The sequence below is a fragment of the Mycolicibacterium canariasense genome, assembly GCF_002101555.1.
In the GTDB taxonomy this organism is placed as follows: domain Bacteria; phylum Actinomycetota; class Actinomycetes; order Mycobacteriales; family Mycobacteriaceae; genus Mycobacterium; species Mycobacterium canariasense.
The window spans coordinates 1-8024 of sequence record NZ_LQOL01000113.1; the positions used below are offsets into that span (position 1 = coordinate 1).

Consider the following 8024-nt stretch of genomic DNA (forward strand, 5'->3'; position numbering starts at 1 on the left):
ACACACCCAGCCAACCAGACACCCCAATCACAGGCCGACAGCAGCTGACCGTTCTACACCCTCAATCATGAAGAGCCATCAAACTCGACCACTACTCCGGATCGCAATACAACGCCGGCCGCAAGATTCCGTCATCGCAGATGCGGCGCGGTGACCTGATCTTCTACGGCCCCAGCGCCAGCCAACACGAAGCCATGTATCTCGGCGACGGAATGATGATCGAAGCCCCCTACACGGGATCGGTCGTCAAGATCTCGCCTGTGCGGACCTCCGGCATGACGCCCTACGTCACGCGCTTGATCGAGTACTGACAGCCAGACGTCGACGATGACGGGGGCCGCGGAGTAGTCAGCTCGCCCGGCGTAGCCGCTGCGAACCGGATGCTCCTCCCGTCCCGCCCTGCTCGGTTCTGCCCGGCCGCGCACCAGCGTGGAAGAGCGCCGTCGCGGCGGCAATGGCTCAAGCCGGGAGCTAATGACCACCCGTGGGCGATACGGAGAGCAGCTGGTTTCGTCATTCAAGTGTCATCTGCGACATTTGGTGACATCTCAAATGACCAAATGACATCGACTTTGACAATCGACAGTGGTGGCTGCTGCGGTCAGGCGACCTCGGCTGACGAGGCTGTCCAGGTGTTGCAGTCTGCGATCTGATTGCTGGTTCCGCGCACCCACCATCCCTCGGTGTTGGCGGCGGTGCCGTGTGTGGGGCTGCCGCGGCCGCTGCCGTACTCAAACCGTCGAACGCTGTCTACATCAGATCGGGTGAAGGGTCCGCCGCTGTCGACGATGGATTCGACGAACATGCCCGCAAAGCACTGCACCTGCAACTCGGTGCGGCGGCTAATCTCGAAGCCCGCGGGGCTTTTTTGCCCTACGCGACGCTCACGGGTGAATGCTTCCTCTATGACTCCGGTGAGCGCCTGGACGTGATGGCCGAATTCGTGCGAGAAGACCGACAGGTAGTTCAACGGCCGACTTTCAGTCCACACCTCCGGCAGTCCGGCGATCGGCATATAGATCGTCTCGTTGATCGGGCAGTAGAACGCGGCCGCCGCCGATGCGGACGTCGTACCGCACGGAGAGGAGGCGGTCGTGCCTGTCGGGACCAACACTTTCGGGGCGTCGTATTCCATTCTCACGCGCTCAAACAGCGGTTGCCAGGCCCGTTCCACGCACGGCAGCGCCGCCGCGTAGAACGCTTCCCCCGCCGGGCCATTGCTCGGATAGCCGGGCGGGCCGCAGACCTGTTTGGCCATGCCGCCGGCCTGATAGATCGGGTTGGCGGTCAGGGCCGGCTCGCCGATCGGCACAGGCTGAACGCTCGGCGACGTCGTTGTCCGAGGGGTCGATGCGCCCGGTGTCGACGCGGGCTGTGTGGTCGATGCGGCAACGGATGTCGTTCTCGTGGCGGTGTCGGCGCCCGGAAGCGCCGAACGGATGCTCTCTGGCGAGGCGATCGCCACGCCGATGACACCGAGGGCGATAACCAGGACGGCTGCCAAAGCGATCTGCACACCGGCGGACCGCCGCGGTGCCGGTGCAGCCGGCGGGTACGGTCCGGGGACGGGGATGTACGGCGGCGCACCGTATCCGGATGATCGTCCTGCATGTGCTGGCGGGCCCGGGTGGGGCTGGTAGGGCCGCGGCGGCGGACCGGGGCGCGGCAGATAGCCCTGCGCGGGCATCGGCGGCCGCTGGTAGGGCTGCGGCGGCGGAGACGGCATGGGCCGCTGCGGCGGGTACGGCGGCGCAGGACGGTACCCCGCCGGGGTAGGTGGGACCGGCGGGCGGCGAAACGTGCGGTGGCCGCCGGTATCTCCCCATGCCGGGGGCGCTCCTACCCGGGGCGCGGGCGGTACCGGCCGCGGTGGCGGGCGATGCTGGGGCGGAAGTGCTGGACCTGGTTGGCGCGGATACGCTCCCGGACCTTGCCCCCGATACACGGGTCCACGTCCGGGTGGTTGCTCACTGGCCACCTTCGGAGGTTACCGTGAGCTTCGGGGTGGTCGTGACACGAATTTCGCTGCGGCCTGGAGGGGCGCCGACGACGGGCGGTCATCGTCGGAGCCGGCCACCTCAGCCCTCGCGTCGCCCACCCGGCTGGCCCACCTATAAGAAAAGGGCCGATTGCTCATAGGTTGGTCGCCAACCTATAAACGTCTTTAGCACCTGGGCGACCGCGCCATAGGCGCGCGGCCCTGGCCGCACATTTCCGAGCAGTGACGATCACAATCGGGAACGTTTCTGAACGACGGTCAGAGCCAGTCGATCTGAGTGATCAGCTGCTCGACGGCGGCGATATCGGCTGCGGACACCGGCTGATCGGCCTCGGTCAGCACGATGACGTCCTCGACGACGCCAGCAGCCTGGGCGGTTTCGGCGATGCTCAGATTGGCGCGCCGGCGCGCGGCATAGAGACGCTGGCCCACGGTCGCCGTCGGGGCGGTCGCAGCGCGCATCGTCAGCTCGTCGATGCGGGAACGGACCGTGCTCAGCGCCCGGATGAGTTCCGGCGTCACCTGGATGCGCGCAGCGCGAGACGCAACCGCCTCCAGCTGACGCAGATCGCCCAAGATCGCGGCGGCCCGCGTGGTGAATGCGGGCTCGGTGACCGCGGGCAGCGCGTCAATCGTGGAGCCGAACGTGTTGGCGGCGGCCACGACCGCCTGCGCGATAAGCGGCACCTCGTCGGAAGCACCGGCCGAGGACGCCGGCATCGACGTCGGGCGGGGCGCGGTACCCGCTGCAGACTCGCCGCGGCGTAGCCGTTCGATGGCGCCCGGCGGCCACTGCAGCACCGTTTCCAGTTTGGCCCGGGTGGCTTGCCGCGGCCAGCTGCGGCCCTTCTCGAAGGCGATGAGCGCGCCGGCGTTGATCACGCCGTCAGCCGCCAGGCTGCGCTGGCTGACATTGAGCTCACGGCGACGCGCCGCGGCGGCGGCTCCCGCACGCACCATGCCGGGGTCGTCACCGGGTTCGGCTTCGACCACGCGTTCATCCCTCCTCGCCGCCGGTTCTGATCTGCTGATGCTAGCTAAACCTACAGCACTGCTATGGCTTGGGGCGGCATTTCCGCGTAATCGCTTCGGTTACGGCCGAGTCATTCCGCCGGCGCGGCCGTAACGGCGATCATCTTGGTAGCAGTGTACGCGCACTTCAGCGCCATTTTCACCCAGAGAGCGCGGCGCGCGGCGTTGCGGCCCGCTTCAGATCCCTTCATGAAACCGTTGCAACGCTACGGTTGGTGATCTACATTCGTCCTCACCGCGGCAGTTGAGCCGCCACTCAAGGAGAGACACCATGAATGCACTGGGCATGGACGGACTGCCGATCGGTGAATGCACCCGCAATCCCGACCTCTGGACCAACACCCAAGACGAGCAGGCCAAGACGATCTGCCGGATGTGCCCCCGGCGGTGGGCGTGTGCGCGGGAGGCCTGCGAATTGCCCCGCGCCGAGGGGATCTGGGCGGGCATCGCCGTTCCCGAAGCAGGCCGCGGCCGCACCTTCGCCCTACGCCAACTGCGCTCTCTGGCCGACCGCAACGGGTATCCGGTGCGAGCGCGCAGGCTCTTCCTGGAATCTGCCTAGACCTGCCGCTCCCGCTGCCATTCGGAGGGCCCGGCAGCACGCGCTCCTGCTAACGCTGGTGGATGGAACGGGTGGTGGTCGGCGAAATGTGCGGTGTGAACCGGTGTTTCCCCACCGCGGGGCCCGGCGGCATTGGCCTCGCCGGACGGGAGTGTTGCGGTGCCGGCGGACGATCCGGATAGCCCCGTCGGCCGCTCGCGGCTGGTGGCCCACCTACCCGTTGGCTGCCCCCGAAACGGTGGGCGGCGACCGAGAGGATCCTCAAGCGACGACACCGGGGTAGGTTACCCTGCGCGTATGGGTGGGAGATTCACATATTTTCTGGCCTTCGCGGTAGCGGGGGCGGCCTTGCTGCTCACCGCGAGCCCACCGGCGCATGCCGAATCACCCTTCACCCTTGACCTCACCCTCGACGTCCGTGACGACGGCACATTGCAGGTCACCCAGACCACCACCGTCCCCGACGGCGCCACGGCCACCAGCGAGCAACCCTTGCAGATCGCCGTGGAAGGCAACCGGACACAGCACTTCTCGGTTTCTGACATCAGCACCGAAGGCGGCGCACAAGCCAGCGTCGACGGTGAGACGCTGTCACTGTCAGCGCCCGCCGGCACCTCCACAGTGAGCTACACCGTCAACGGGACCATCGCCGACGGACCGGACCTGCAGCAGTTCACCTGGGTGCTGGCCGCGGCGTGGTCAGAACCCATCGCCGAGTTGACCGGCACGTTCAGCTCACCGACAGCCGCGCCGGACTCCCCGATCTGCGCCTACGGTCAGATCGGGGTTCGGCGGTTGTGCTCGCTGACCCAAACCGACCACTCCGGCGGAACAGTCAGCTTCCAGCACAACAACCTCTCCGCCGGCGACGCCGCGGTGTTCTCCGTGCTGCTGCCCGCCGACACCGTCCCCGCCACCGCAGAATTCACCGCCACCGTGGCCGAGGGCGGTGAGCCCTCCCCTGCCGGCCAGGGCGGCGGCCCAGGACTCATTGCGGTGACTGTCGCCACCGTGCTGGCCGGCGCCGCGGTCGCTGCCGCGTGGTGGCGCCGCCGCAGCGACCGGATCGCCGCGCAGTCGATCACCGACCATCCGAACCTGCTGTCCCCCGACGGCACCAACGGGGTGTTCACCTCACCTGATGGCGTGCTGCCCGGCCAAATCGGCACCGTGATGAGCGGAGCCGCACGCCCGTCCGACATCGGGGCGACCGTGCTCGACCTGGCCGTGCGCAACTACCTATGGCTGGCCGAGATTCAGCGCGACGGCGGCGAACCCGACTTCCAGATTTCGCGGCGCGCCGACCTCGACGACGCCGTAACCCCCTACGAGCGGGCAGTGGTGGACGTGGTCCTGCCCGACGGCCGCCAATCGATCCTGCTCTCGGAGCTGACCGGCGCCCCCGCCGCTGTGGATCTGCGGCGAGCCAGCACAGAGCTGGCGCGCAGCATCGCCGGCCGCGGCTGGATCCGCCACTGGCGGACCGCGCTGACCGTCGGGCTCTGGCTGCTCGGTATTGGCACCGTCGCGACCCTGGTGCTCTACGTGGCGGGGGTGAGCCCGTTGTTCGGTGTCGCCGCGGCGATTCTGGGCGCCGGCAGCGCCGCCGCGGCCTTGCTGTTGCCTGCGCGCACCCCGCGCGGGTCACGGTTGACCGCAGCCCTGGGAGGGCTGCGCCTGCACCTGAGCAATGTCGACCCCGCGACGGTCGACGCTGCCGCGGCGCCGGTCCTCTTCGAGCGGGCGCTGCCATACGCCCAAGCAGCCGGCCATCTGCAGCCGTGGCTCGCCCGCTGGGACTACACCGGACCCCAGACGCTGGAGTGGTACCAGCCCTCGGCCGACAGCAATCCTCCGCTGGTACGGCTGCCGGCGCTGGCCGCGACCCTCGACGGAATCGCCGCACAAAGCCTCGCCTCCGAACAGCGCTGAGAAGTACCGCGGCACCCTTCCTGCGAAAGGGCATGTGCGCGGGACCAATTGGTGTCATGTCGCCAACGCCACGGGGCTTAGAGTCGATCCATGACGCCATTTCGGCTGACCCTTGTGCTTGCAGCCACCCTGATCACCGCGTGTTCCGGTCCGCAACCGAGCGACGCGCAGCTACCTGATCGGCTCGCGGTGATCGAAGGGCTACGCCAGATCGATGTGTGCGCCCTTTACGCCGACGCGAATTCCGTTGACGGTCAACCCCTTACCGTCACCGGCTTCAGTTCGGCGTTGAACTGCGACGCGACGATCGAAAACTCCGCTGGCCCTGTTGAAGCGACGATCGCGCTCAACATCGGTCCCGCCCAGCCGGGCCGCGAGGAGCCGAGTTGGGTTCGGCATGAGGAGATAGACGGAGTGGATGTCACCATCGCCTCCAGTGCCGACGAGCCCGACGCTCCACCGCGAGATCAAGTTGTGTCGTGGTCATGCGAACTGGCCGCCAGCTACCCGGATAACGCGCGACTGACGGTATCGACGTCGGCGGACCCCGATGTCGACAGCTGCGCGGCGGCTGACGCGCTGATGCGGACCGCGATCGGGGCCTATGGACAGCGGCCGCCTCTGGGCTCCAGCGGACAGCCTGCCACGATTCTGTCCGGTGCTGATCCGTGCGCGCCGGCCGACCGGCTGCGCGACACGCACACGGTCGACATCTCCCCTGACGACGTGACGGTGAACAGCTGCTTTTTCACCGTGGACGGTGGTCCGCCGATTGATGTGTCGCTCTCCTATCAGGACCCGGCGATGGTCGACGCCAACCCGGACCAATTCACCGTCGACGGTCATCGCATCGCCGGCGACGAGCGCCTCGGAGTTTTCGATGTCGTGGTCGGTGAGCCGACGCAGAGTTCGCGCGGCCCAGTTCTGCCGCTGGTCAGCATCGTTGATCCCACCCAGAACATGGATCTGATCCGGATCGTCGCGCAGGCCGTCGCCGAACAGTTCTGATGGCGGGACGTCGGTGCCTGACGTGGCGCCACCGGCTTCTAGCTCCGTCGGACTCTCCGCTCGTTCCCGCGATTCTTTGCTGCACCCGATCAGGCCATCTCTTGTGACCTAGCGGCGGCCGCCGCGGCGGTTTCGTTGTGCGCGTATCGCTCTCAGCTGCATCGATGCTCCGCATTCTTGACGTTGCCGCCGCTACGCAGCTGCAGTTCGGTGGGAACAAATTGGTGCAATGGACCCCATTGGGCGCCGGGTAATGTGATGAGCTGAGCAACTTCCCAAGGGGGGACAGAACATGGATGACGTCGAGAAGATGCGGGATGTCGCCGAGGGCGCATCACAGGATTTCGATCCGGACAAGACCTGGGTGGTGCCGAGCACCCCGCGGCCCGGGACAGCCGCCAACCCCGGCCACGACCCGGATGCAGAGAAGACGCAGATCGTGCGCGACACGCCCCAACCGCCGCGGGCTGCGCGTGCCCCATCTACCGGCGAGGGGCAGTACCCGCCGGCCGAAGCCCACATCCAGTACCCGTCGACCGGCCCGAACGCGCAGCGCTCGCCGATGGGGCCGCCGCCGCAGTACCCGGGCGCCGGGCCCGCGCTGCAGCGTCCCGCGACCCCGCCACCTGCCCAGTACGGTCCCCCTGCCGGTCCGGCACCGCTGCCGGGGCCGCCGCCTTCCCGCCCTGCGCCGATGAGCGGCCCAGTCAACTACGGCCCGCCGCCAGCCGCCGCGCCCGGTTACGGGCCCGGCCCCCAGCAGTCCGGCCCTCAGCAACCGCACGGGTACCCACCGCAGCCCGATCCGTATTCCCAGCACGCCCCCTACGGCCAGCACGACCCGTACGCCCAGCAGCCGCCGCAGGCGGGCCCATACCCCGGTCAACCGCCGCAGTCCCCGCTGGGTGCCGCCAACGCCGCTCTGGCCAAAGGTGGTTCATTCATCACCCGGCTAATCCACCGCGGCATGTACGGCGAACTGATCAAGAATCCCTGGTTCCAGCAGACCCGCCAGCAGTCCCCGAATCAGTTCGTGTACATCAGTTTTGGTATCGGCGTCATTCTGTCGCTGATCTTCGGTCAAATGCCCGGCGTGTTGGGGGCAGTGCTCACCCTGGCCCTGTGGGCCGGCATTGCCTACACGCACTTCGCCATCGGCACGAAGAAAGCCGTGCAGTGGGTTGCCTACGGCATCTGCGGCGTCGGCTTTCTCATCAACTTGGGCGGTGCAGTATTGGGAATGCTGGCGTGGTCCGAACTCAACTCAAGCCCGTATATGAGCGGCATAGCCGGCTCAAACTTCAGCACCATGTTTCTCGTCGAGGTCATCTCCGCGGTGGTGTGCGCCGCGCTGTTCGCCTGGGTGGGAATCGTGGTGCACCGCACCATCATGAAGCTCTCCGGGCAGCAGTAATGAACCGTCCCGGGTTTCGTGCGCACCTTCTTCTGAGGGAAGGATGGCACGATGCCGAGCAAGTACGACGAGAACAC

7 protein-coding genes and 1 pseudogene are annotated in these 8024 nt (G+C 67.5%); 5 read left to right on the top strand and 3 right to left on the bottom strand.

Annotated features, from left to right (window positions below; genetic code table 11):
* Positions 1-77: 77 nt before the first annotated feature.
* Positions 78-311, top strand: a pseudogene (locus tag AWB94_RS33910) (NlpC/P60 family protein); the annotation flags it as partial.
* Positions 312-601: 290 nt separating this feature from the next.
* Here AWB94_RS33910 and AWB94_RS34445 read toward each other — a convergent pair.
* The 3 genes from AWB94_RS34445 to AWB94_RS33920 all read right to left on the bottom strand — a co-directional run bounded on the left by AWB94_RS34445 (position 602) and on the right by AWB94_RS33920 (position 2959).
* Entirely contained in the window at positions 602-1516 is a 915-nt protein-coding gene (locus tag AWB94_RS34445; RefSeq protein WP_165605298.1) for a neutral zinc metallopeptidase, read from the bottom strand.
* Between the two features lie 323 nt (positions 1517-1839).
* On the bottom strand, positions 1840-1971 hold the full coding sequence (locus AWB94_RS36180; protein WP_264021431.1) for a hypothetical protein: 132 nt from the start codon (positions 1969-1971) through the stop codon (positions 1840-1842).
* A gap of 286 nt (positions 1972-2257) precedes the next feature.
* Positions 2258-2959: a transcriptional regulator gene (locus AWB94_RS33920; RefSeq protein WP_109762146.1), complete on the bottom strand. Its 702-nt coding sequence runs from the start codon at positions 2957-2959 to the stop codon at positions 2258-2260.
* Positions 2960-3302: 343 nt separating this feature from the next.
* On the opposite strand from AWB94_RS33920, the gene AWB94_RS33925 reads away from it, so the two are divergent.
* The 4 genes from AWB94_RS33925 to AWB94_RS35435 all read left to right on the top strand — a co-directional run bounded on the left by AWB94_RS33925 (position 3303) and on the right by AWB94_RS35435 (position 7947).
* Positions 3303-3593 carry a WhiB family transcriptional regulator gene (locus AWB94_RS33925; RefSeq protein WP_062656107.1) on the top strand — a complete coding sequence of 97 codons (291 nt, stop codon included), beginning with the start codon at positions 3303-3305 and terminating at the stop codon, positions 3591-3593.
* A 297-nt stretch (positions 3594-3890) separates the two neighbouring features.
* Complete coding sequence (locus AWB94_RS33930) at positions 3891-5525, top strand: DUF2207 family protein (protein ID WP_062656106.1); 1635 nt, start codon at positions 3891-3893, stop codon at positions 5523-5525.
* A gap of 90 nt (positions 5526-5615) precedes the next feature.
* On the top strand, positions 5616-6533 hold the full coding sequence (locus AWB94_RS33935; RefSeq protein ID WP_131805255.1) for a hypothetical protein: 918 nt from the start codon (positions 5616-5618) through the stop codon (positions 6531-6533).
* Between the two features lie 292 nt (positions 6534-6825).
* Complete coding sequence (locus AWB94_RS35435; protein WP_062656104.1) at positions 6826-7947, top strand: MFS transporter; 1122 nt, start codon at positions 6826-6828, stop codon at positions 7945-7947.
* Positions 7948-8024: the final 77 nt, after the last annotated feature.

Excerpts from the sequence above, each read along its gene's own strand:
- AWB94_RS33920 (WP_109762146.1), bottom strand. The coding sequence starts at position 2,959 with ATGGTGCGTGCGGGAGCCGCCGCCGCGGCGCGTCGCCGTGAGCTCAAT.
- AWB94_RS33925 (WP_062656107.1), top strand. The coding sequence starts at position 3,303 with ATGAATGCACTGGGCATGGACGGACTGCCGATCGGTGAATGCACCCGC.
- AWB94_RS33930 (WP_062656106.1), top strand. The coding sequence starts at position 3,891 with ATGGGTGGGAGATTCACATATTTTCTGGCCTTCGCGGTAGCGGGGGCG.
- AWB94_RS33935 (WP_131805255.1), top strand. The coding sequence starts at position 5,616 with ATGACGCCATTTCGGCTGACCCTTGTGCTTGCAGCCACCCTGATCACC.
- AWB94_RS35435 (WP_062656104.1), top strand. The coding sequence starts at position 6,826 with ATGGATGACGTCGAGAAGATGCGGGATGTCGCCGAGGGCGCATCACAG.